The 21,726-nt window shown below is 57.8% G+C and carries 25 protein-coding genes and 1 riboswitch; of the genes, 1 reads left to right on the forward strand and 24 read right to left on the reverse strand.

Annotation, left to right across the window (positions count from 1 at the left end; all coding sequences use genetic code 11):
- Nucleotides 1-5: 5 nt before the first annotated feature.
- From cobT to WB237_RS08860, 21 genes are read right to left on the reverse strand one after another with little or no spacing between them, the layout of a single operon-like run.
- Nucleotides 6-1,061, reverse strand: a complete 1,056-nt coding sequence (gene cobT / locus WB237_RS08760) for a nicotinate-nucleotide--dimethylbenzimidazole phosphoribosyltransferase (RefSeq protein ID WP_336212324.1) — start codon at nt 1,059-1,061, stop codon at nt 6-8.
- 10 nt (nt 1,062-1,071) lie between these two features.
- Complete coding sequence (cobC, locus tag WB237_RS08765) at nt 1,072-1,680, reverse strand: alpha-ribazole phosphatase (RefSeq protein ID WP_336212325.1); 609 nt, start codon at nt 1,678-1,680, stop codon at nt 1,072-1,074.
- A gap of 3 nt (nt 1,681-1,683) precedes the next feature.
- Nucleotides 1,684-2,442, reverse strand: coding sequence for an adenosylcobinamide-GDP ribazoletransferase (gene cobS / locus WB237_RS08770; protein WP_336212328.1), 759 nt, complete (start codon nt 2,440-2,442; stop codon nt 1,684-1,686).
- Nucleotides 2,433-2,984, reverse strand: a complete 552-nt coding sequence (gene cobU, locus WB237_RS08775) for a bifunctional adenosylcobinamide kinase/adenosylcobinamide-phosphate guanylyltransferase (RefSeq protein ID WP_336212330.1) — start codon at nt 2,982-2,984, stop codon at nt 2,433-2,435. Before cobU ends, cobS begins: the two co-directional genes overlap by 10 nt.
- Nucleotides 2,981-4,504, reverse strand: a complete 1,524-nt coding sequence (locus WB237_RS08780) for a cobyric acid synthase (RefSeq protein WP_336212333.1) — start codon at nt 4,502-4,504, stop codon at nt 2,981-2,983. Before WB237_RS08780 ends, cobU begins: the two co-directional genes overlap by 4 nt.
- A complete protein-coding gene (locus tag WB237_RS08785; protein WP_129996159.1) occupies nt 4,501-5,319 on the reverse strand; it encodes an energy-coupling factor ABC transporter ATP-binding protein in 819 nt (272 codons plus the stop codon). Before WB237_RS08785 ends, WB237_RS08780 begins: the two co-directional genes overlap by 4 nt.
- 11 nt (nt 5,320-5,330) lie before the next feature.
- The gene (locus tag WB237_RS08790; protein WP_336213540.1) at nt 5,331-6,008 is read right to left on the reverse strand and encodes an energy-coupling factor ABC transporter transmembrane protein; all 678 of its coding nucleotides are present in this window, start codon (nt 6,006-6,008) and stop codon (nt 5,331-5,333) included.
- Nucleotides 5,995-6,276, reverse strand: coding sequence for an energy-coupling factor ABC transporter substrate-binding protein (locus WB237_RS08795; RefSeq protein ID WP_108090291.1), 282 nt, complete (start codon nt 6,274-6,276; stop codon nt 5,995-5,997). Before WB237_RS08795 ends, WB237_RS08790 begins: the two co-directional genes overlap by 14 nt.
- Nucleotide 6,277: 1 nt before the next feature.
- A complete protein-coding gene (cbiM, locus tag WB237_RS08800; RefSeq protein ID WP_336212336.1) occupies nt 6,278-7,015 on the reverse strand; it encodes a cobalt ECF transporter S component CbiM in 738 nt (245 codons plus the stop codon).
- A complete protein-coding gene (locus WB237_RS08805) occupies nt 7,012-7,725 on the reverse strand; it encodes a cobalt-factor II C(20)-methyltransferase (RefSeq protein WP_336212338.1) in 714 nt (237 codons plus the stop codon). Before WB237_RS08805 ends, cbiM begins: the two co-directional genes overlap by 4 nt.
- Nucleotides 7,722-8,516 (reverse strand): sirohydrochlorin cobaltochelatase, encoded by a 795-nt coding sequence (gene cbiK / locus WB237_RS08810; RefSeq protein WP_336212340.1) that lies wholly within the window; start codon nt 8,514-8,516, stop codon nt 7,722-7,724. Before cbiK ends, WB237_RS08805 begins: the two co-directional genes overlap by 4 nt.
- Nucleotides 8,517-8,526: 10 nt before the next feature.
- Nucleotides 8,527-9,312 carry a cobalt-precorrin-6A reductase gene (locus WB237_RS08815; protein ID WP_336212343.1) on the reverse strand — a complete coding sequence of 262 codons (786 nt, stop codon included), beginning with the start codon at nt 9,310-9,312 and terminating at the stop codon, nt 8,527-8,529.
- Nucleotides 9,309-10,034, reverse strand: coding sequence for a precorrin-3B C(17)-methyltransferase (locus tag WB237_RS08820; protein ID WP_028019172.1), 726 nt, complete (start codon nt 10,032-10,034; stop codon nt 9,309-9,311). The genes WB237_RS08815 and WB237_RS08820 overlap by 4 nt, the downstream gene beginning before the upstream one ends.
- A complete protein-coding gene (cbiG, locus tag WB237_RS08825) occupies nt 10,034-11,089 on the reverse strand; it encodes a cobalt-precorrin 5A hydrolase (RefSeq protein ID WP_336212345.1) in 1,056 nt (351 codons plus the stop codon). The genes WB237_RS08820 and cbiG overlap by 1 nt, the downstream gene beginning before the upstream one ends.
- Nucleotides 11,070-11,843: a cobalt-precorrin-4 methyltransferase gene (locus tag WB237_RS08830; protein WP_336212347.1), complete on the reverse strand. Its 774-nt coding sequence runs from the start codon at nt 11,841-11,843 to the stop codon at nt 11,070-11,072. Before WB237_RS08830 ends, cbiG begins: the two co-directional genes overlap by 20 nt.
- Nucleotides 11,836-12,405, reverse strand: a complete 570-nt coding sequence (locus tag WB237_RS08835; RefSeq protein WP_336212350.1) for a decarboxylating cobalt-precorrin-6B (C(15))-methyltransferase — start codon at nt 12,403-12,405, stop codon at nt 11,836-11,838. The genes WB237_RS08830 and WB237_RS08835 overlap by 8 nt, the downstream gene beginning before the upstream one ends.
- Nucleotides 12,395-13,000, reverse strand: coding sequence for a cobalt-precorrin-7 (C(5))-methyltransferase (locus WB237_RS08840; protein WP_336212353.1), 606 nt, complete (start codon nt 12,998-13,000; stop codon nt 12,395-12,397). Before WB237_RS08840 ends, WB237_RS08835 begins: the two co-directional genes overlap by 11 nt.
- Nucleotides 12,994-14,133, reverse strand: coding sequence for a cobalt-precorrin-5B (C(1))-methyltransferase CbiD (cbiD, locus tag WB237_RS08845; RefSeq protein ID WP_336212355.1), 1,140 nt, complete (start codon nt 14,131-14,133; stop codon nt 12,994-12,996). Before cbiD ends, WB237_RS08840 begins: the two co-directional genes overlap by 7 nt.
- Entirely contained in the window at nt 14,130-14,762 is a 633-nt protein-coding gene (locus WB237_RS08850) for a cobalt-precorrin-8 methylmutase (protein WP_336212358.1), read from the reverse strand. Before WB237_RS08850 ends, cbiD begins: the two co-directional genes overlap by 4 nt.
- Nucleotides 14,763-14,774: 12 nt before the next feature.
- Complete coding sequence (gene cbiB / locus WB237_RS08855) at nt 14,775-15,734, reverse strand: adenosylcobinamide-phosphate synthase CbiB (protein WP_336212360.1); 960 nt, start codon at nt 15,732-15,734, stop codon at nt 14,775-14,777.
- Nucleotides 15,731-17,110 carry a cobyrinate a,c-diamide synthase gene (locus tag WB237_RS08860; RefSeq protein WP_336212362.1) on the reverse strand — a complete coding sequence of 460 codons (1,380 nt, stop codon included), beginning with the start codon at nt 17,108-17,110 and terminating at the stop codon, nt 15,731-15,733. The genes cbiB and WB237_RS08860 overlap by 4 nt, the downstream gene beginning before the upstream one ends.
- 100 nt (nt 17,111-17,210) lie before the next feature.
- Nucleotides 17,211-17,385, reverse strand: a riboswitch (cobalamin riboswitch).
- 452 nt (nt 17,386-17,837) lie between these two features.
- On the opposite strand from WB237_RS08860, the gene WB237_RS08865 reads away from it, so the two are divergent.
- Nucleotides 17,838-18,704, forward strand: coding sequence for an L-threonine kinase (locus WB237_RS08865; RefSeq protein WP_336212364.1), 867 nt, complete (start codon nt 17,838-17,840; stop codon nt 18,702-18,704).
- Here the strand turns inward: WB237_RS08865 and WB237_RS08870 are convergent.
- Genes WB237_RS08870 through cobA form a run of 3 tightly spaced genes read right to left on the reverse strand, consistent with a single transcriptional unit; the run spans nt 18,696 to nt 21,226 of the window.
- Nucleotides 18,696-19,343, reverse strand: coding sequence for a precorrin-2 dehydrogenase/sirohydrochlorin ferrochelatase family protein (locus tag WB237_RS08870; RefSeq protein ID WP_336212366.1), 648 nt, complete (start codon nt 19,341-19,343; stop codon nt 18,696-18,698). The genes WB237_RS08865 and WB237_RS08870 overlap by 9 nt on opposite strands.
- 3 nt (nt 19,344-19,346) lie before the next feature.
- Nucleotides 19,347-20,417 carry a threonine-phosphate decarboxylase CobD gene (gene cobD / locus WB237_RS08875; RefSeq protein WP_336212368.1) on the reverse strand — a complete coding sequence of 357 codons (1,071 nt, stop codon included), beginning with the start codon at nt 20,415-20,417 and terminating at the stop codon, nt 19,347-19,349.
- A 38-nt stretch (nt 20,418-20,455) separates the two neighbouring features.
- Nucleotides 20,456-21,226 (reverse strand): uroporphyrinogen-III C-methyltransferase, encoded by a 771-nt coding sequence (gene cobA / locus WB237_RS08880; protein WP_316944037.1) that lies wholly within the window; start codon nt 21,224-21,226, stop codon nt 20,456-20,458.
- Nucleotides 21,227-21,726: the final 500 nt, after the last annotated feature.

A 21,726-nucleotide genomic window follows, 5' to 3' on the forward strand; every position in this document is an offset into this window, starting at 1 on the left:
TTCCGTCATGCCGGAACCGGCAACTCAATGCCGCTTTGCGCCAGTTGCCCCATCTCGCAGTACATTGCGCAGGCCGCACTGACGATAGACATAGCCAGCGCGGCGCCGCTCCCTTCGCCAAGACGCATATCAAGATGGATAAACGGCGCCAGCCCAAGGTGCTCCAGCGCACGTCTGGCACCTTTTTCGGCGGAAAAATGAGAGGGAATACAGTAGCTCTTAACTTCTGGTGCAATCTGACAGGCGGCGATGGCCGCGGCATAAGAGAGAAAACCGTCTAACACCACTGGCAATCCGCATGCGCCAGCGCCCAATATCACCCCGGTCATGCCCACCAGGTCATAGCCGCCGACTTTGGCCAGAACATCAACCGCATCGCGCGCATCCGGCTGGTTAATGCGTATCGCCTGACGGACAATGGTTTCCTTATGCTGCACCCGGTCCTGCGGCAAATTGGCCCCAATCCCCACCACATCATGCGGATCGCTGTCGGTCAGTACGCTGATGATTGCCGAGGCCGGTGTCGTGTTGGCAATACCCAGCTCGCCAACGCCAAAGATGGAGATCCCCTCCTGAGCACGTTGTTTAACGAGGCTGGCGCTCGCCAGCAGCAGGTGTTCAGCATCCTGACGGCTCATCGCCGGACCCTGGGCGATATTACCGCAGCCACGAGAGAGTTTAAGGCTGAGCATATTGTCGATAGGCTCGCCGTCAATACCGATGTCAACGGGCAGTACCGACGTCTGGCTATTGCGGGCCAGCACGCACACCCCGGTCAACCCCTTTTGCATATTGACGGCCTGAAGCCAGGTCACCACTTTCGGCGTCACGGCCACACCTTCATCAAATACGCCATGGTCGGCGCACATGACGATAATCTCTTTTTGCAGATTATCGAGCCTGTCGATTCCCCACATTCCCGAAAGCTGTACAGCCAGACTCTCCAGCCGACCGAGGCTGTTTGTCGGCTTTATTAAGCCATCAACATGCCGCGAGGCCGCCTGAATCTTCTGTTTATCAAGCGGTCTGATGGCCGCCGCCAGCTCCTTCACTGTCCCCATCCTCACACCCTCATTCCTCAGTTTGCCAAACGTTTCTGCCATTAAATACGCGTAACACCCAATGCCCGGCCCGATTTTCAACGACCGTGTAGGCATCGTGACTGAACGGGAAATGCCACATTGCCGCCACGGGCATCCCTAACCAGGTTGCCAGCAGCAGGCTCAGCACACCCTGATGCGCCACAATGAGCGTGTCTTCGCGCCGCTGTAGTTGACTCATCTCATCCGCCGCCGCCCTGACGCGCGCGGCGAAATGTGGGAACGCCTCGCCGCCGTCGGGCGTGGCGTTTTGCCAGTCATCCATCCAGCGCTGCCACGACGCGGGATATTCTTTTTCGATGTCGCTGAAGTGCCGCATCTCCCATTCACCAAAATCCAGCTCATTAAGACGCGCATCAACATGGACATCATGGGCTGTCGGTACGATAAGCCGCGCCGTTTGCTGCGAACGCTGGAGCGCGCTGACGCGCGTTTGTCCGAACGCGACTTCGGACAGGTACCCGGCAACACGCTGGCTTTGCGCAATGCCCTGCGGCGAGAGCGACAGATCGGTGCTCCCGTAAAACACGCCGCTGATGTTCGCGGTTGTTTGACCGTGTCGGACCAGAAAAATACGCATACATCAGACCCACAGAAGCGCCAGAAGGAAGGCCATTTCGCCGATCTCCTCCATCGCACCCAGAGTATCCCCCGTCAGCCCGTTCAGTCGGCGGCTTAAAAAGATCTTTACCACGTTGACGACAATCCAGGAGATGACGCTGGCGACAAGCCCCTGCATACCCGCCAGCAGCCCCACGAGCGCCACGCCGATGCAGAGGGTGATGAGCGTCTCTTTGCCGCTGATATGGCCGAGATAGGCGTTTGCCATCCCTGCACCTTCGCGCGCGTAGTGCTGCCGGTACATGGCCAACACCATTCCCGTTCGCCCGACGATCGGCGCGCACACCAGCAGCGCAAACAGGGTATTAACCGGAAGGTGAGCCAGGGAAATCACCGCTGCGACCTTGATAAGAATGCAGAATACGATAGCCAGACCACCGTAGGTCCCCAGCCGGCTATCGCGCATAATCTCCAGCATCCGTTCACGGGTGCGGGCAGAAAACACGCCATCACAAGTGTCCGCCAGACCGTCCAGATGAAACCCACCAGTTAGCAGTACCAGCGCCAGTACCCAGGCGACGGCACCGATATAAATCCCCCCGCCGGTTTGGCTCACCGCCAGATAACCTAAGGCGGCCAGGACCCCAACGATCAGGCCCACCACGGGGAACCAGGGGACGCCACGGCCATACTGCGAAAATTCAACACCGTCGCTCCATTTTTGCGGCACCGGAATGCGGGTAATAAATCCCAGCGTCGCCCACAACATTTTTAACGGCATTTAATCTTTACTCCAATTCCCGAGACAACCAGCCACACTTCCTGCGCTGCCTGCGCCAGCTTTTGGTTCGCACGCCCGGCAATATCAACAAAATGACGCGCCAGCCGATTCTCTGGCGTGATGCTCATGCCCAGCTCATTGGTCACAATATAAACCGGTGCCACCGACTGCTGGCAAGCCGCAATCAGGTCGTCCACCTGCTGTTGCAGCACCGCCTCAAGCGCGGAAAAATCGAGGGTCTCCGGCGCAGCGCCGCCGCTGGCGTCATAGAGCAGGTTCGACAACAGGGTGGTGACGCATTCCAGGACGACACCTTCGCCCGGCTGCACCTGATGGCGAATCACGTCGCCCAGATCGCGATACCCTTCCCAGGTTCGCCAGTGCGCAGGACGCTGGGCGCGGTGCTTGTCAACGCGCAGCGCCATCTCTTCATCGGTAATCACTGATGTCGCGATATACAGCACACGCTCGCACTGCGCCGCCGCCAGTTGTTCGACGTGCGCACTTTTCCCGCTGCGCGCGCCTCCGGTGACTAAAATCATGCGCCCACCTCCTGATGCTCCTGCATTATTTGATAGATCTTTTTAATATCAATATGTTCTCTCATCGCGCTCGCCAGGATATCAAACTGTCGCGCTTTGTAGCCCGCGTAATCTACTGCAACGTCTAAGGGCGCCAGTCCCTTGCGCTGGCGTAAGCCATCCACCATCGCGCGCGTGAAGGCATCGTTATCGAATAACCCATGGAGATACGTCCCTATCACCTGTCCGTCAGCGCTGATGGCACCGTCCGCTATGCGCTCGCCCTCTTTTACCAGAAACAGCGCCGGGCTACCGTCGGATGTCAGTTGGGTCTCTCCCATATGGATCTCGTAGCCCTGCACCTTAATACCCGATGCCAACGTCAGCCACGCCGGAAGTGCCGACGCCATCTGCGCCGAAACCTGCGTCGTGGTTTTTCGCTGCGCGAAGCGGGTCACGGTATGGAGTAGACCCAGCCCTGGCTGGGTTCCCATACCAGATTCCACCTCATCGATGATGGTGTCGCCAAGCATCTGGTAGCCGCCGCAAATGCCCATGATGGGTACGTTCTGCTGGTGTGACTGGAGCACAGCGTGTGCCATACCGCTTTCCCGCAGCCAGGCCAGATCCCCCAGCGTATTTTTACTGCCGGGTAGAATCACGAGGTCCGCCCCCGCCAGTTCCTGGGGATAACGGACATAGCGCACGCGAACATCGGGCTGCGCCGCCAGGGCGTTAAAATCGGTGAAATTGGAGATATGCGGTACCTGTACCACGGCGATGTCGATATCGCGCCGCGCGGTTCGCAGGTATTTTCCCTTTTGCAACGCCACGCCGTCTTCATCTTCCAGATCGACATCCAGCCACGGCATAACGCCCAGTACCGGCACGCCGGTCAGGTTTTCTATCTGCTCAATGCCCGAATAAAGCAGCGCAACATCGCCACGAAATTTATTGATGATGACCCCTTTCACGCGCGCCCGCTCGTGGTCGTGCAGAAGCGCCAGCGTACCGTAGATGGCGGCAAATACGCCGCCTCTGTCAATATCCGCCACGAGGATCACCGGGCACTGCGCCATTTCGGCCATGCCCATGTTGACGATATCGCGATCACGCAGGTTAATCTCCGCCGGGCTGCCCGCGCCTTCCAGCACCAGCACGTCATACTCTCCGGCCAGGCTGTTATAGACATCGCGGATCTGCTCCCGCAGGCGCGGTTTGTACTCGTGGTAGCTGACTGCGTCCATATCGGTTGCCACCTGTCCCATCAGCACCACCTGCGCTTTACGGTCGCTGGTTGGTTTTAACAATACCGGGTTCATCCGTACGTCCGGCGTAATCCCCGCCGCCTGCGCCTGAAGGATCTGCGCGCGCCCCATCTCTTTTCCCTCCGGCGTGATACCGGAGTTGAGCGCCATATTCTGCGATTTAAACGGCGCGGTACGCAGGCCATCCTGATAAAAAATCCGGCACAGCCCCGCCACCAGGACGCTTTTGCCGACGTCAGAAGCGGTACCCTGCAACATAATTGCCTGCGTCATGAGGCCTCCTTCATTACGTTTTTTTGTCGCATACGGCTGAAAAATTCATCTTCGGTTTTACACAACGGCAGGCCAAGCTGCGCGTGCAGTTTGACGAGCCAGGGCTGCGTTAATCCGGCCCGTTCCATCAGTTCATCGCGGGCGAAGACCTCACCCGGCGCGCCGTGCGCCAGCACTTCTCCCTGGCGCAGCACGTAAACGGCATCGCTGACTTCGTAAATCAGGTCAATATCATGGCTGGAGATCACCACGTGGTTCCCTTGCGCCACGATACGTCTGATGATCTCGATCATCTGCGAGCGTCCTGAAGGATCAAGCCCGGCCGTGGGTTCGTCCAGCAGAAGATAGCGCGCCCCCAGCACCAGCGCCCCGGCAATAGCGACCCGCTTCTTTTGCCCATGGCTCAGGCACTGGATCGGCTGCTGGCGAAAACGCTGCGCGTCGACCAGCGTCAGCGCATCGTCGACGCGCCGCGCAATCTCCGGCTCCGCGACGCCCAGGTTACGCAGGCTGAAGGCGATGTCGCTATCAATATCGGTATAGAAGATCTGCTGATCGGGGTCCTGAAACACCGTTGCGACCTGCTGACGAAGCGCCAGCAGTCCGCGCTTGCTGTAGTCCAGCGGCTTTCCCTGCCACAGCACCGCCCCCTGCTGCGGCTTCAGCAGACCGCTCAGGTTCATAAATAACGTCGACTTTCCGCAGCCATTGGCCCCCACTAGCCCGGTGACGGCATGCGTCGAAAAATCCAGCGTCAGCCCTTTGAGTACATGCGTCTCCTGATAGCGAAACCAGAGATCGGCGGTGGTAAGCATGGTGCGATTCCTTACAGGGGAAAATCACCCTGGTAGAGTTTAATATCCAGCGTGGTCGCCATCTGCTGATAGCGAATCAGCACCCGGGTAAACAGCAAACCGACCAGCATCGCCAGCGAGCGATAACTTTTTGGCAGGCTACGATAGCCAAAACGCAGCGTCTGCGCGCGGTGAATCGCCAGCGCTTCGTCTAACAGAATAAAAATAAAGCGCCAGGTCAGCAGGATCTGCTCGGTGAGCAGGCGCGGCACGCGCGCCCGCTTAAGCAGCACAATCAGCTGCGGAAACGGCAAGTTCAGCACCAGCCAGAAGGTTGCCGCCAGCGCGGCAAGGCTGCGCCAGAAGGTTTCATTCGCGGCGGTCAGCCCGGAAGCGGTTATCCCCAGCCAGTAGTGCCCCACCGGAACGCTCACCGCCAGCGTATGCGGGTCACGGGTGACGCTAAAGAGGATCGTCAGCACACCAACCAGCAGAAAGCCAAACGGCAGCGACATCCAGCGACACCAGCGCCAGAAGGTCATACGCAGCAGCCAGCAGGTCAGCCCCGCCGTCAGCGCCAGGACGATCCCCTGCCCCAGCGGCGGCAGCGCAAACGCCAGAGTCATCAGCGCCAGCCAGAGCAGAAACTTGCGTTCCGGCGCAACCTGAGCCCAACGGCTCTGGTAGCTCAGCCTGTCAAGCCCGGTCATCACGGCGCTGTCTGCCTTTGGTGTAGCCCAAAATATAGAAAATCACCGCTGCGCCAATGGACCCCTGGAGCGTAAACAGCAGACTTTCTATTTCGCCGCTGGCGGGTTCATAGAGCGGCGTGAACCATGGCGTGTACTGAGGCGCCACAACCTGGATTTGATTTTCGGCTTCACCATCCGAGCCACCAAATTCGCCACCGTGATCGATAAAAAATGGCATTACGATCAGGGCGAGCACCATCGCTAACAGCATCAGTGTCTTTTTCATCTCAGTATCCTTGCGCGGTAATCAGCCGACGTTTGGTCAACTGGTCATAAATCATTACGGTTAACAAACCCTCCGCGATGGCAATGGGGATTTGCGTCAGGCAGAAAATGCCCATGAATTTCACCATCGAGCCCGCGGCCCCCGTTGCCGGGTCCGGGAACGCCGCACCAAGCTGGACCGAGGTCACAAAATAGGTCACCAGATCCGCCAGCATGGCGCACAAAAAGACCCCAACATCACGGCGAAGCCCGGCACGGCAGGCCATCTTCCACACCATGTACCCGACAACCGGCCCAATCACCGCCATCGACATGCCGTTCGCGCCAAGCGTGGTTAACCCGCCGTGCGCCAGTAGCAGCGCCTGAAACAGCAACACGATGGCGCCAAGAATGGCGACGACGCCCGGCCCGAACAGAATAACGGCGAGCCCCACGCCAGTCGGATGCGAACAACTGCCAGTTACCGATGGGATCTTCAGCGCCGACAGCACGAAAATAAACGCCCCGCACAGCGCCAGCAGGATTTTCTGGTGGTTATCCTCCTGCACGATACGACGCAGGCGCACCAGCCCGTACCACAGGCACGGTAAGAAGAGCAGCCACCACGCCAGCGCCCACATCGGCGGTAAAAACCCTTCCATGATGTGCATCGCGAACGCCTGCTCCGGCACCACCATCAGCAATAGCGCCGCCGCCAGGCCACTTAATGACAGCTGTTTAAGCTGTTGTTCGAGTTTCATTGCGCATACTCCCACTGTTTGTTGACCAGAATGGTCGAGAAATAGGGTAACGGCTGTTCATCAGCAACCTCATCCAGATGCCGCCAGCACTGCTCGCCAGGGAGCGTGGCCTCTGACATCATCAGTGCACAGTTCAGTAGTCCGGCCTGCGTCAGTAGCGCTTTGATGCGCGCAAACCGGCCATAGACCTTCATCAGCACCAGACTGTCGTGTTGCTGCAGCGCGTGCGCAATCTCCGCTTCCGGCGCGGTACAGGAAATCACCGCCAGCGACTGCTGTTCCATCGCCAACGGCATTTTTGAACGCGCGGCAATCGCGGCAAACGACGTCACGCCGGGCACAATCTCCAGCCAGTCCGGGCTGCCAATGCGCTGAAGTAAGAACACCCAGGTGCTGAACAGCATGGCATCGCCCAGGGTGATAAAACCAACCTGTTTCCCGTCGTTCACCTCACGCACTAACGCGTCGGCCACCGCATCCCACACCGCCTCCTTTTCAGCACTGTCGGCGCTCATAGGAAAGTGGCAGCAGCGGATTTCGGTCTGTTCGCCGATAAACGCCCGGACGATAGAAAGCGCCAGGCTATCGCCGCCTTTGCGGCCCGCCGGGGCGTAGAGAATATCCAGCGAACCAAGGATCCGTGAGGCACGCACGGTGATAAGATCCGACGCGCCCGGCCCGGTACTCAGGGCGTACAGTTTGCCGCTCATGCCGCCTCCTCCAGCGCCATACTTAGCGCCTGCTGTAAATGGGCGACGAACATTGCGCGTACCGCCGGGTTTTCACCCAGCCCGCTCAGCCACGGCGTCGCCGGGATCCCGGCGGCGTTAAACAACGTCTTCCAGGAGTCCTCGTCGTCAGAGGCCATATCGTTGATGGCGTGATCGCCGGCCACCAGCATCAGCGGCATCAAATGCACGGCGGTGACGCCTTCTTTACCGAGGCTCTCAATCAGGATGTCGACTTCCGGATAGCTCTCCACCGCGCCGACGCGGGCCGGGAAGCCCTGGGCCATCATCATGTGGTCGAGGCAGGCATAGGCCGCAAAGGCATGATGGCTGGCACCGTGGCCCATAAACACCACTTTTTCCGTGGCCCCAAGCGTCGGCATCTGCTGTTGCAATGCGCGCATCAGCTGCGCGTAATCGTCGTGGCTGCTCAGTAGCGGTACCCCCAGCGTCAGGCGGGTAAACAGCGGTCGCAGGCTCTGCACTTCACGGACGATTTTCTCGTACTCATCGCCGTTGATGATGTGCAGAGACTGAATTGCCACATCCTGATATCCCTGAGCCGCAAGCTTTTTCAGCGCCTGCAGCGGCGTGTCGATCTCAATGCCATCACGCTGTTTGAGCTTGCGAATGATCATTCCGGAGGTGAATGCCCGAAACAGCTCGCGGTCAGGGCAGCTTTCCGCCAGCGCACGCTCGCACGCCACAATGTTCTTCTCGCAGGTATCGTGGTAGCTGGTACCAAAGCTGACCACCAGAAGCGCCTTTTTCATCTCTAACTCCTTAATCAGCGGCCAGCCAGCGCGCTAAACGCCCGGCGAATGCGGCCTGACTTTCCAGTAGTTCCTCTCCCGTCACCAGCGGTGCCGGGCGTGTAATCACGATGCAGGGGATGCCCGCATCCAGACAGGGTTGAACCTTCTCCTGATAGCCACCTTCCGCACCGGAGGCTTTGGTTATCATCACGTCAGCCTGGCACTGACGATAAAACGCTGCGTTAAATTCAGCGCTGAAGGGCCCGCACATAGCAAAGATCTCGGTGACGCCAAAGCCAAGTCCGGCGCATTGCTCGATGACCTCGGGCACTGGCAAAACCCGGGCCAGCAGCGTTTTCTCCGGCAGACCAGCGCGCCAGCGCGCCAGATCTTTACTGCCGGTGGTCAACAGCACCCGTTCGCCCAGCCGCCGCGCGATGTCGCAGGCCTCTTCAATTCCCGGCACGCTGTAGAGCAGCGGATGCGTCAGCTCGCTGAGTTGTTCGGGGCGTTGATAGCGGCTAAGCAACACCCCCACTGTTTCACAGGCCGTCAGGATGTTGCGGCTGACCACCTCAGCGTAGGGATGCGAAGCGTCAATCACCCAGCGGGTCCTGTTTTCCGCCAGCCAGTCAACCATCTGCTGCGTCTCCAGGCGGCCACAGCGCACCCGACCGTTAATGTCGCCCGCCAGCCGCTGCCCGGTGGGCGTCGCCACCGACAGGGTGTAGGCCACGCCCGCCGCATCCAGTTGCTGGCAGATCGCGCGGGCATCGCTGGTGCCGCCCATGACCAGCACGTCGCCATAGTTCACAGCACATAGCCCCGGGGGGTGATCATCAGCCCCTCCTGAACGAAGGTGGCTTTATTTCCTACGATCACCAGGCTTGTCATATCGACCGGTTCAAAGTCCATGTCGCCCAGGGTGGTTAACCACTTCTCCTGCTTTTTACGCCCGGCAGACTTCACTACCCCTACCGGCGTTTGCGGGCTTTTGCTGGCGGACAGCAGCTCAAACGCCCGTGCCAGATGGCCCTCGCGCCCCCGGCTGCGCGGGTTATAGAAACAGATGACAAAGTCCGCCTCTCCCGCGGCGACAATACGTTTTTCGATGACCGGCCACGGCGTCAGCAGATCGCTTAAGCTGATGTGGCAAAAATCGTGCATCAGCGGTGCGCCAAGCAGAGATGCGGCGGCGATACTGGCCGTCATTCCGGGGATCAGGCGAACCTCAACGTCCAGCTTCTGTTTGCTGACCAACTCCAGCACCAGCCCCGCCATCCCATAAATACCGGCGTCGCCGCTGCTGATAAGCGCGACGTTATGCCCGGCCTGCGCCAGCTCGATTGCCGCCTGACAGCGTTCAATCTCTTTGCACATACCGGTTTTGATCACCTGTTTGTCGCCGGTGAAGGCCTTCACCAGATGGGTATAGGTTTTGTAGCCAACGATGATTTCTGCCGCCTGCAGCGCGTCTACGGCTTCCATGGTCATCATGGCCTGCGAGCCAGGGCCGATTCCAATTACGGTTAACATCAGTGTGAAACTCCCAAAGTGATAGTGACGCCCTGTTCGCGCAGGGTTTCGCCTCGTAGTTGCCCATGGCTCAGCAGCCACGCTGCCGGTCCCGAGACGCTCCCCACTCCAACCGTCTGGCGTACAAACGGTGAAGCCGGAAAGCGATGTTCGTGCTCACGCAGCGCGTCAGCGGTAAAGGTTTCAAACGGCACACCCCAGCAGGCGGCAAGCTGGAGCAGGCCCGCTTCGTCTTTTTTAAGGGAGACGCTGCCAATCGCTTTTAGGGTCAGCGGGTCGAACCGTTGCGCCTCAAGCTGACGCGCCAGCAGCGTCGCCAGCAGCGGAAACGGCGTGTCGCGTCGACAGCCGATGCCCGCCACGACCCGCTGAGGGACCAGCTTCCAGTGCGGCAATGGCAGTTCCGGCAGTGTGTTTCGCAGCGTAATACACACCAGCGCATCCAGTTCCGGGAGGTGCTGCAGGTCACTCACGGTGATAAACCCGCGCCGATCACACTGACTGACGTCATCATCGAGTTCCGTATCCCACCACAGCCCTACCCGCTGGTGGCTCACCAGCATCTGGTTGACGATTTTTACTGCCGTTCGGAAATCGCTCATTCGGGCGTTCAGCTGGATGGCCAGGGTATCCAGCGCGGCCATCTCGTTGACGTCCGTGGCGGTGGTAATCACCGGGTCAGCCCCCAGTATTCCCGCCAGATAGCGGGTCAGTGCATTCGCCCCGCCAGCATGGCCGGAAAGCAGGCTAATCACGTGCTGCCCGCGTTCATCGATCACCACCACCGCCGGGTCGCTCAGTTTGTCGTGGATTAACGGTGCCAGGACGCGCACCGCAATGCCGGTTGCGCCGATAAAAATCAGCGACGGGTAGTGCATGAACGCCTCGCGAACCGCCGGGGCAAAGCCGCCGTCGAAGGGAACAAAGCCCTCTTCCTGCAAACGCTCGCTGGTAAAGCAGGTTACCGGCAGCATCGCCGCCAGCCGCTTCGCCAGCCGCACGCCGCCCGGGGTCAGGCAAAAAAGCGCGATGGACTCAGGCTTTACGGTATTCATGGCTAAAATCCGCGGCATAGAGTTTTGAGTAGTGATACTCCTCGCCCAGGAACTTCCCGACCAGAATGAGCGCCGTTTTGCGGATCCCCGCCTCGCGTACTTTGTCAGCGATATCTGCCAGCGTGCCGCGTACGGTCTGGCTTTCCGGCCAGGTCGCTTTGTAAATGACGGCAACGGGCGTGGTGTCTGGATAACCGCCTTCAATCAGACGTTCCGCCACCCGATGAATACGCTGGACTGAAAGATAAATCGCCATTGAGGTCTGATGGCTGGCAAATGACTCCAGCTGTTCACGCTCGGGCACCGGCGTACGGCCTTCGAGGCGGGTAATAATCAGGCTCTGCGAGACTTCAGGTACGGTGTATTCGACCCCAAGCTCCGCCGCAGCACCGAGGAAGGCACTGACGCCGGGCACCACCTGCCAGGCAATGCCGAGTTTGGTCAACTCTTCACCCTGTTCCCGGACGGAGCCGTAGAGCGAAACATCACCAGTCTGTAAACGTACCACCGTCTTTCCGGCCTTCACGCCCGCCGCCATCAGGTCAATGATCTGTTCTAAATGGAGTTCCGCGCTGTCGTGGCATTCGGCTCCCTGCGGGCAATAGGCCAACAGTTCGGTATTGATAAGCGAACCGGCATAGATGACCACCTGCGCCTGCTGCAGCAACCGGTATCCCTTGAGCGTAATGAGCTCTCGATCGCCGGGACCAGCACCGACAAACCACACGCAACGGGAATCAAACGTCTCAGACATGGTGTTCTTCCTTCTGACAGGCGATAACAAAAACGGGATTGTTCGGTTTGAAATAGTGGCCGCTGCCGAGCGGGGCCAGTGCGGAGACCTGCATTTGCAGACAATCAATGTCCTGCGCGCCGATCTGCTGCAGATGGGCCAGCGCGGTTGTGAGGTTTTCCAGCAGGATAAACGTCATGACCAGACGTCCGCCCGGATGTAACTGGCGCATGGACCAGTCAATAAGCGATGTCAGATGGCCACCGCTGCCGCCCATAAATACGGCATCGGCCTTATCTGCCACCGGTAATGGCGCTACGCCCGGCAAAATAGCGATATTGTGACAGGCAAAATGCTGGCGATTTTCCGCAAGCAGTTGCAGAGCCGCAGGGTTACGTTCAATGGCCGTCACGCGCAGCGAGGGAAACTGCAGCGCCGCCTCTATCGACACACTCCCGGTCCCCGCGCCGACATCAATCAGGTGGCTGGCGCGGTGCAGCGCAAGCTTCGCGATGGCCAGGGCGCGAACCGCCTCTTTGGTCATCGGCACCGTTTCGCCGCGCAAAAACAGTTCATCTTTCATCGAGGATCACCACAGCATTCATTTCATAGTCGGCACTGACCTCACTGACGGGCAGCCAGTGGATCCGTTCGTTTTCCATCGCCAGGTTTTCACCAATGACCATCCAGCGATGGCCCTTACCACGTGCCACCAACTGCGCGGCAATCTCTTTCGGCCCGCACTGGTTATCGGTGACCATCGCCACTTTGCGATGCCGTGCCAGCTCATCAACATTCACGCTGCGGCCATGGCTGCTGGTGAGCCACATCTCATTCATATCAATGCCCGCCTGCGCACATAGGTACTGCACCGCGCTGATGCCGGGAATAACGCGTACGCGCGCAATACCGAAATGCGCCACCATTCGCGATCCGATGCCGTAAAACAGCGGATCGCCGGAGGCGACAATCACCACCTTTTTCTCCTGACGCGCCTCAATCCAGGCCAGCAGCTCCGGAATGTTAGCGCCCAGGACAAATGTCTCTCCGCAAAACGCCGGGAACTGCAGCAGATGACGTTTTCCGCCGACCAGCGCATCGGCATGTTCAATGGCTTCACGCGCAGCGGGCGTCATCAGATGCAATCCCGCAGGTCCCATTCCCACAACCGTTAACATTGCAACTCCCGGGCAATCGCCTCGACCGGGCGGTTGCTACCCAGCACCTGGTTATCAAAGGAAAACAGAATGGCGTCACAGGTCGGCGGAGTTTTGGTAAAGCGCAACATCTGCATCACGCGCAGGCAGATACGTTTGGCGAGGTGGTTGTAAATAGCCTCAAAACCCCAGGTTTCGATATGCTCCATCGCCGCCTCGGTGGTATCGCAATCGCTGACGAGGGTCAGTAACTCCAGCGGCGCGCCGAGCAGCGCCAGATGCGCCACCAGGGTTTCCATGCGCGCATCGGCGATATGGCTGTGGGTGTGAAAAATCCCGGCGGCAATTTTGATGAGCTTGCCGGGATGGCCGACCAGCACTACCTGGCGAAATCCCAGCCGCACGGACTCTTCGATCATGTAGCCGACAAAGTTGCTCATGGTGACCACGACATCTTCATCAATGCCCATCTGCTCGCGAACAAATCGCTCACCATGATTGCCCGGCACCAGCACGACCCGCTCCAGCCCCGCCGCGCGTTTAATCTCCAGCTCCAGAGAGAGCGAGCGTTTCCAGCTCTCTTCTGACATCGGTGTGACAATGCCGGTGGTGCCGATAATCGAAATCCCGCCCAGGATCCCGAGGCGTGAGTTGTAGGTTTTCTGCGCCCGCGCCTGGCCTTCAGGCGCAAAGATTTCAACGTCAGCCCCACGCGTCGGACCAATCGCCTCGCGCACTGCGGACTCAATGGTGTGACGCGGCGTGCGGTTGATCGCCGCGCTGCCGATGGGCAGGCCAATTCCTTTACGCGTGACAGTCCCCACGCCTTCGCCACCCGAAAGCGTAATCTCGCCACTGTCGTTGAGCGTCACGCGGGCGAAAATCAGCATGCCGTGTGTGGCATCGACGTCATCACCCCCGTCTTTGCGGATGGCCGCAATCGCCTGCTGACCTTCAATGTGCGGCGACTCCACGTTCAGACATAGCGTGACGCCGGAGGGAGTCACAATGGAGATCTGATGAATAAGATGCTGGCGCAGCACCATCAGTGCGGCGACTTTCGCTGCCGCGGTTGCGCAGGAACCGGTGGTGTAGCCTTTACGTAACGCCTTCCCGTTATGCCATACCGGGGCATCGAAGGTTGAATCGCTCATCTCGCCCCCTGCAGGTAATAGAGCATGGCGTTCACAATCGCCGCCGCCACATTGCTGCCGCCTTTGCGCCCAAGAGCCGCAATCGCGGGCAAGTTGCTGTGCGTCAGCGCCTCTTTCGATTCCGCCGCCCCCACAAACCCCACCGGAACACCCACCACGCCGCTGACAGCAACATCATGCTCAAGCAGGCGAAACAGCGCCGTTGGCGCGTTACCAAAGACGAAGACCTTCTCACTTTCTTCTGTTACCGCGATATCCACCGCCGCCATCGAGCGGGTTATTCCCTGCGCTTTTGCCTGCGCCACCACCCGCGGGTCGCTGATATAGCAGCGACATTCCCCCCCGAATGTCGCCAGCAGCGTTTTGTTGATCCCGGAGAGCGCCATCGTGGTATCGGTATAGATAACTGACGGGCGACGGAGCGCCGCGCAAAGCTGTTCCAGCGCATCATCTGAAAACCAGAGAATATCCAGCCAGTCAAAATCTGCGGTGGTATGGATCACCCGCTTGACGATCGCCTCATGCAGCGGGCTGGCAAACCGGTATTCCGGCCGCGTTTCGCAAATGATTTCGCCAATGATGTCGAAACTTTTGGCTTCAATCGCCTGGGGTTGCTGGATGTATTGCATTGTCTCTTGTCCTCAGGCCACGCCAACCATCAACCAGCGTGCTGCGATAAACAGCGCCAGCGCCAGGGTGGAGGAAACCCACATCAGTCGAATCGTTCGGGAAATGTCGTCTACCGCAATCGGGCGCTGCGCGTCGCCAATCCACGGCTTTTCTACGCGCTGACCAAAATAGTCGTTGGGTCCGCCAAGCCGGATGCCCAGCGCGCCAGCGACCGTCGCTTCTGCCCACGCGCAGTTGGGGCTACTGTGGTTGTAGCGGTCGCGCCAGCCGACGCGCAGCGCGCAGGAGAAATCGTCACGGCATAGCCACGCCGCGATGCTTAACAGAAACCAGCTCAGACGAGCGGGGATATAGTTCGCCAGATCATCCATACGGGCGCTGACCATGCCGATCGCACGGTATTTTTCGTGCTTGTAGCCCACCATTGAATCGAGGGTATTCACCGCCTTATAGGCCATCGCCAGTGGCGCACCGCCCAGCATGAGGAAAAACAGTGGGGCGATAACGCCATCGACCGTGTTCTCCGCGACAGTCTCCACCACCGCCCGGTTGATCTGTTCCGGCTGAAGTTGAGACGTATCGCGTCCCACTATCCAGGAGAGTTTTTCGCGGCTTTCATCAAGGTCGCCTGCTCGCAGAGGGCGCTCAACGTCCCGTGCAGCGTTTGCCAGGCAGCGCCCGGCCAGCACGGTAAACATCATCCACACTTCAATCGCCCAGCCCAGCCAGGGATGAACCATCCGTCCGAGTGCCAGTACGCCCCAGGCCATGCCCCAGGTTAGCCCCACCACTACCAGCCACATGACGCCGCCACCAATGCGTAACGCCGTGTCGCTATGACAGTAGCGGCGAATACTCCGCTGCATCGCATTGATCAGGTTGCCTATCCAGCGCACTGGATGCGGCCAGTTTTGCGGGTCGCCGATGATGACATCGAGCAGCCACGCGACGCACCAGGCCAGCAGGGTCATAGCGCCCCCCTCGCCGCCGTCAGCCAGCGGTTGAGTATCATAGGGCGTTGGGCAAAGTGGAGGTGCAGATAGCTTGCGAACGTGTTGCCAACCTGCCAGCCGCCTGCCCACTCCTGCATCGTTACGCCATCGCGTACTTTGCGACACGCCAGTACCGCGGGAGTTTGGGGAGAGAAGTCGGAATAGTGAAATTCATGCCCACGCAGCACCTCTCCGCTATCGGCCAGCAGCGTGGGCTGGCGCGCCTGCGCCTCACAATAGCCAAAACGGGTCAGTCGTTTACCCATCCTGCTGTGGCCAGGGATAACATTGGCCATCCGGTGCGTGGCCCCCTCGCTATCTTCGAGCGTGCTGCCGAGATACATCAGCCCACCACACTCGGCGTAGATCGCCACGCCTCGCCGGTGCGCCTCCCGCAGGCTGGCAAGCATCGTGGTGTTTTCCGCAAGCTGTGCCGCGTACAGCTCCGGGTAACCACCCCCAAGCCAGACCATCTGGCAGTCAGGTAAATGGGTGTCGCGCAGCGGGCTGAAGCGGATAATGTCGACCCCGGTACGTTCGAGCAGCGTGATGTTATCCGCGTAATAGAAGTTGAAGGCCTCGTCATCGGCCATCCCGAGCGTCAACCCGCGCCCGGCGTCCCCGTCAGGGAGCGCGGGCCAGGAGCCCTGCGGCAGTGACACCATCTGGCTGAGCGAGAGAAGTTGTCCGATGTCCAGCGTACGTTCGAGAATGGCGGCAAAATTCTGCCAGGTCTGCAGGTTCGCGACCGACTCCCGGGCGGTGACCAGTCCCAGATGGCGCTCGGGCAAACCGACGCCTTCAACGCGCGGCACATAACCCAGGACGGGTACCGTGCAATAGTGTTCAATTGCCGTTTTGAGCAACTGATAATGTGATTCGCTGTTGACGCGATTGACAATCACCCCGGCAATATTGAGGGTGGGATCAAATCGCTGAAAGCCCATTACCGTGGCGGCAATTGAAGTCGAGACCGCCTTGCCATCCACCAGCAGAATCACCGGGCAGCCCAACTGTTTTGCCATCGCGGCGGTGCTGCAATAGTTCGGATCGGTGCCGTAGCCGTCATACAGCCCCATCACACCTTCAATCACTGCGATATCCGCCTGCTGCATATGCTCGCAGAACAGCGCGTTGAGTATCGGTTCAGGGAGCATGAAGCTGTCGAGGTTGCGGGAGGACGTACCGCTGACTTTGGTATGCCAGCCGGTATCAAGGTAGTCAGGGCCCACTTTATATGGCTGGACGCGTAACCCACGCTGTTTTAACAGACTCAACAGGCCTAGCGTGACCGTGGTTTTACCACAACCGCTTCCGGTACCTGCAAGAACAAACGCGTACTGCTTTGCCGCCATGGCCCTGATCCTGTCCAGGGTGGTCGGGAGGTATAGATACACGTAACCCCAGTCTTTCGACTGTATGATGCATCAGTACAACCCACTTCCCACCGAAGTTGTTGAACGTTCCCGACAGGCAGGTCTTCTGGCTTAGCGTCCTCCTCGCCCGTCCTTCCCAATCTCACGATCAGTGGTCATTACGGGGTCGTCAGCATCACAGCAGCGGGGGCTGCGGGGGATTATCACCCCCTTCCCTACCACAAATGTGGCAAACCGGTCGGCTTACATAATGAGAAAATAGCGCGTTATAAAACAGCAATGCTATTTACGGCGTTTCACTTCACCTTAGGCAAATACTTAACCGTAATGAAATACATGCTGTGTAAAACGTGGCGCCAGAATAATTGACACCTTCCTCAATAACTCAACGTTTTATCACAAAAAATTAAAAGCAAAGATAATTACGCTTAAAATCTCAATATTTATTGCGCTATGACAAGTTATTGCACCACTTGATATTTTTTCATTTTATTGTGATCAAAATTCATTAAGGTATTAAAACCTGGCTATTACATAATATTGCTATTCAACGTAAGTTCGTGTGGCTTTATTGATGCGTTACGTATTCAGCAGAATCGCAGAATAATATGTAGATTATCCAGGCGGGAATTTGCGGTATATCAAGGTACGAGGGATATCCTCATGACACTATGCTTCAGAATTTGCAGACCAGAAAGGTGGAAACGTGGCTGTTGCGCAATGCCCCGCGTCGTGCGGTGAGCTTATCCAGGGCTGGATTTTGGGCAGTGAGAAATTGGTCTCCTGCCCTGTCGAATGGTACAGCACGGTTGAGGTGAGCTACGGCTCAGCCCTGGCGGATGAACGCCCGCTGTCGCGCGCGATGGTCGAGCGGTTATTGCAGCACTGGCACTACCCGGCGCAGTTGAGCCAGGATATCCGCATTGATGTGCATTCGACCATCCCGATTGCCAAAGGGATGGCCAGCAGCACCGCAGATATTGCCGCCACCGCCATCGCCACCGCCCACCATCTGGGGCATCAGCTTGACGAAAGCACACTGGCAACGCTTTGCGTTTCGCTCGAACCCACCGACAGTACCGTGTTTCGTCAGTTGACCCTTTTTGATCATAACGACGCTTCCACACAGATTTCATGTGACACCCAGCCCAACCTCGATCTGCTTGTTCTTGAAAGTCCGCAAACGCTGCGCACGGCCGATTATCACCGCATCCCACGTCAGGCTGGATTACATGCCGGCGCGCCAGCGCTGAAGCGTGCATGGGAAAAAGTACAGGAATCCTGTATGACGCAAAACCCTTACCGAATGGGAGAAGCGGCAACCCTCAGCGCCATCGCCAGCCAGACACTGCTACCTAAACCGGATTTTGACGCACTGCTCTCACTGGTGGAGGAGTGCGGCATCTACGGGGTGAACGTGGCGCACAGCGGCAGCGTCGTGGGGCTGATGCTGGACAGAAATAAAGACGATGTCGATTATGTGAAATGGCTGTTAGCAAAAAAACAGCTCACCCGTCACTGGCCTGAACAGCACCTGCTGCGGATGGTAAAAGGCGGTGTGACGCTACTCTGACAGCAACTTATGCTGAATGAGCCACTCGACCTGCTGCTTAACCTCTTGCTCATGTTCCTGCGCTAAAGCCTGTTGCAGCGGAACATGCCGGAAGAATGCGGCCCAAAATGCGCGCTTGCGATCCCGGTCAACGCATGCGCCGTTCACCCTTTCACGCAGCGCCCCCGCCAGCCGCACGCTTTCCCGCATGCCAGGAGGAAGATGGGCTGCGACATGTGCTTTGAGGATCTTACTGTAGACCGGCGCGTTGCCCCCGCAACTCAGTGCAATAATGACCGGCGAAAGGTCAATAATGGCCGGTGAGATAAAGGTGGCAGCAGAAGGGTCGTCTGCGACATTGCAAAACAGACGCTCCGCGCTGGCGGCCCCGGCGACCTGACGGTTCACCTGCGGATCGCTGGTTGCGGCAATAACCAGCCAGCATGATTGCAGATACTGCGGCGCAAACGTCGCCGGGACCCACTCGATGTCACCGCACGCGTGCAGGCTGGCGAGTTCCGGCGTCAGGGAGGGCGCAACCAGACGCAACTCTGCCCCGGCAGCCAGCAGCCCCTTTGCCTTATGCGTCGCCACCTGCCCACCACCGACGATCAGGCAGCGTTTACCCTTCAGATTGCAAAAAATCGGGAAATAGTCCATCGCCTAGCCTTGTAAAACGTCAGTCAGCGCGGCAATAAACCGACGGTTCTCCGCTTCAGTACGCACGGCAATCCGATAGTAGTCGCGATCGAGCCCTGGATAGTTTTCGCAGTGGCGAATAAGGATATGATGACCAAGCAGTGCCGCTTTCAGGTCGAACCCCTGACGCAGGCAGCGGAAGAAAATAAAATTGGCCTGCGGCTCCCAGACCACCAGCGATGAAAAACGCGTCATCGCCTGCCACAGGAAATCCCGCTCCCGGGAGATAAAGGCATGGCTGCGAGAAATATAGTCCTCATCCAGCAACAAATGTTGCCCCACAAGTGCCGAAAAGGCATTCACGGACCAGGGCTCACGGGTGCGTTTCAGCTGGCGAATAATCTGCGTATTTCCGCTCAGCAGATACCCAAGGCGCAACCCGGGAATAGCAAAAAACTTGGTCAGGGAACGCAGCAGGTAAAGATAACGTGACTCAGCCAGCCGTGGCGCCAGCGTGGATCCCTGCGGCAGAAAATCAATAAAAGCTTCATCAACAATCAGCGAAATCTCCAGCGCTTCGCACAGCGAAGCCAGCCGGTTGAGAAGACCGGCATCAGGCATGAGTCCGGTAGGGTTATTCGGCGTTGCGATGAACAGGCAATCGGGCCTGTGCGCGCGAACGGCGTCCAGTATGGAAGCATCCACCTGGAACCCGTTCTGCTCACTCAGCGCGTAGTCGATTATCTGGCAACCCTGCTGCTGTAATGCCCGGCGATATTCGGCAAAACCCGGCACCAGCAGCATCGCCCGGCGAGGGGCAAGCGTTCGCACCAGGCCATAGATCAACTCCGTTTCGCCATTCCCGGCAATTGTCTGGTCGTAGTCACACTGACTGGCGCTGGCCAGCGCCTGATGAAGATGGCGGTATTCAACGTCCGGGTACTGCGTGATGATATCCAGATGGGACACAATGAGCGACCTGACGCGCTCGGGCAGCCCTAACGGATTGATGTTCGCGCTAAAGTCCAACAACAACTCGGGAGCGATCCCCAACTGCAGCCCCGTTTCCAGGACATTACCACCATGCTCACTCATTCGTTTCACTCGGCCATTTCGAAAATGTCAGGATAACATCAGACAACAACCTGATTCAGCGCGATATGCGATGCAGAAAACGCCAGTATCTCCTGCAGGTTGACCACCTCACCGACGACAATCAGCGCAGGAGCATGCAGTTGTTGACGCTCAACCTCGAGGTGGATATCGGTCAGCGTACCTTTGGCAATCTGCTGACGAGACTGGCTGGCATACATCACTACCGCCACCGGCGTCTCAGCGGACATGCCTCCCTCAATGAGCTGCTGGCAAATTTCCGTCAGCCGGGTCATTCCCATCAGAATGATCAGCGTTCCGTTGATTTTCGCCAGCGCATGCCAGTTTTGCGGATCGTTCCCCTGGCACATATGACCGGTCACAATATGAAAACTGGAGGCGTAATGACGGTGCGTGACCGGGATCCCGGCATAGGCCAATCCGCCAATCGAGGAGCTGATCCCCGGCACGACTTCAAACTCCAGACCGTCTTTCGCCAGTTGCTCGGCCTCTTCACCCCCGCGGCCAAAAACGTAGGGGTCACCGCCTTTCAGACGCACCACCTGCCGCCCTTCCCCGGCATGCTTAACCAGCAAGGCATTGATTTGTTCCTGAGGTACCGGATGATGACTTGGGGTTTTGCCAACATCAATAATCAGACAGCTTGCCGGAGCCTGGGCCAGAAGCTCAGGGTTAACCAGGCGATCGTGGACAATCACCTCCGCATGGCGGATACAGTGCAGACCTTTTACCGTTATCAGAGACGCATCACCAGGCCCTGCCCCTACAAGCCAAACCTTCCCTTTACTCATCGTTATATCCTCAGATTAAATATTCAAAGATGCAAGAAAACGGATAATTAAAATTAGCGCTGAATTATACCCACCTCCACATGCCAAAAATTTGATGTATTTATCACTCTCCCTTAATTGTACGAATGGCGTTTATGACCAATATCAATAAAACAGTAAATATCTTCTCGCCAATGTCTGCATGGCAATAGACCTCCACTGATAAAAGTCAAAAAAAATATATTTACCACCCTCAACAATAAAACAGGCGCTCGATCACAAATATTACAAAGATTTTGTTATCAACGTTTACAGATAAATATCAAACCCAAAACCAACTACACGCAACAGGTTGAATTTAAATGATTTTAAATGAGGAATCATTACCATCATCATTTTTGGAAGGATTTTTTGAAAATAGATCAATTGCTTCCTTTTCGTCTTCAAAAGACACTCCAACACCATTAACAGACCGAATACCCATTAACTATTTTTAATACCCATAATATTTTTACAATCAG

Source organism: Enterobacter sp. P82 (assembly GCF_037053385.1).
Classification (GTDB): domain Bacteria; phylum Pseudomonadota; class Gammaproteobacteria; order Enterobacterales; family Enterobacteriaceae; genus Enterobacter.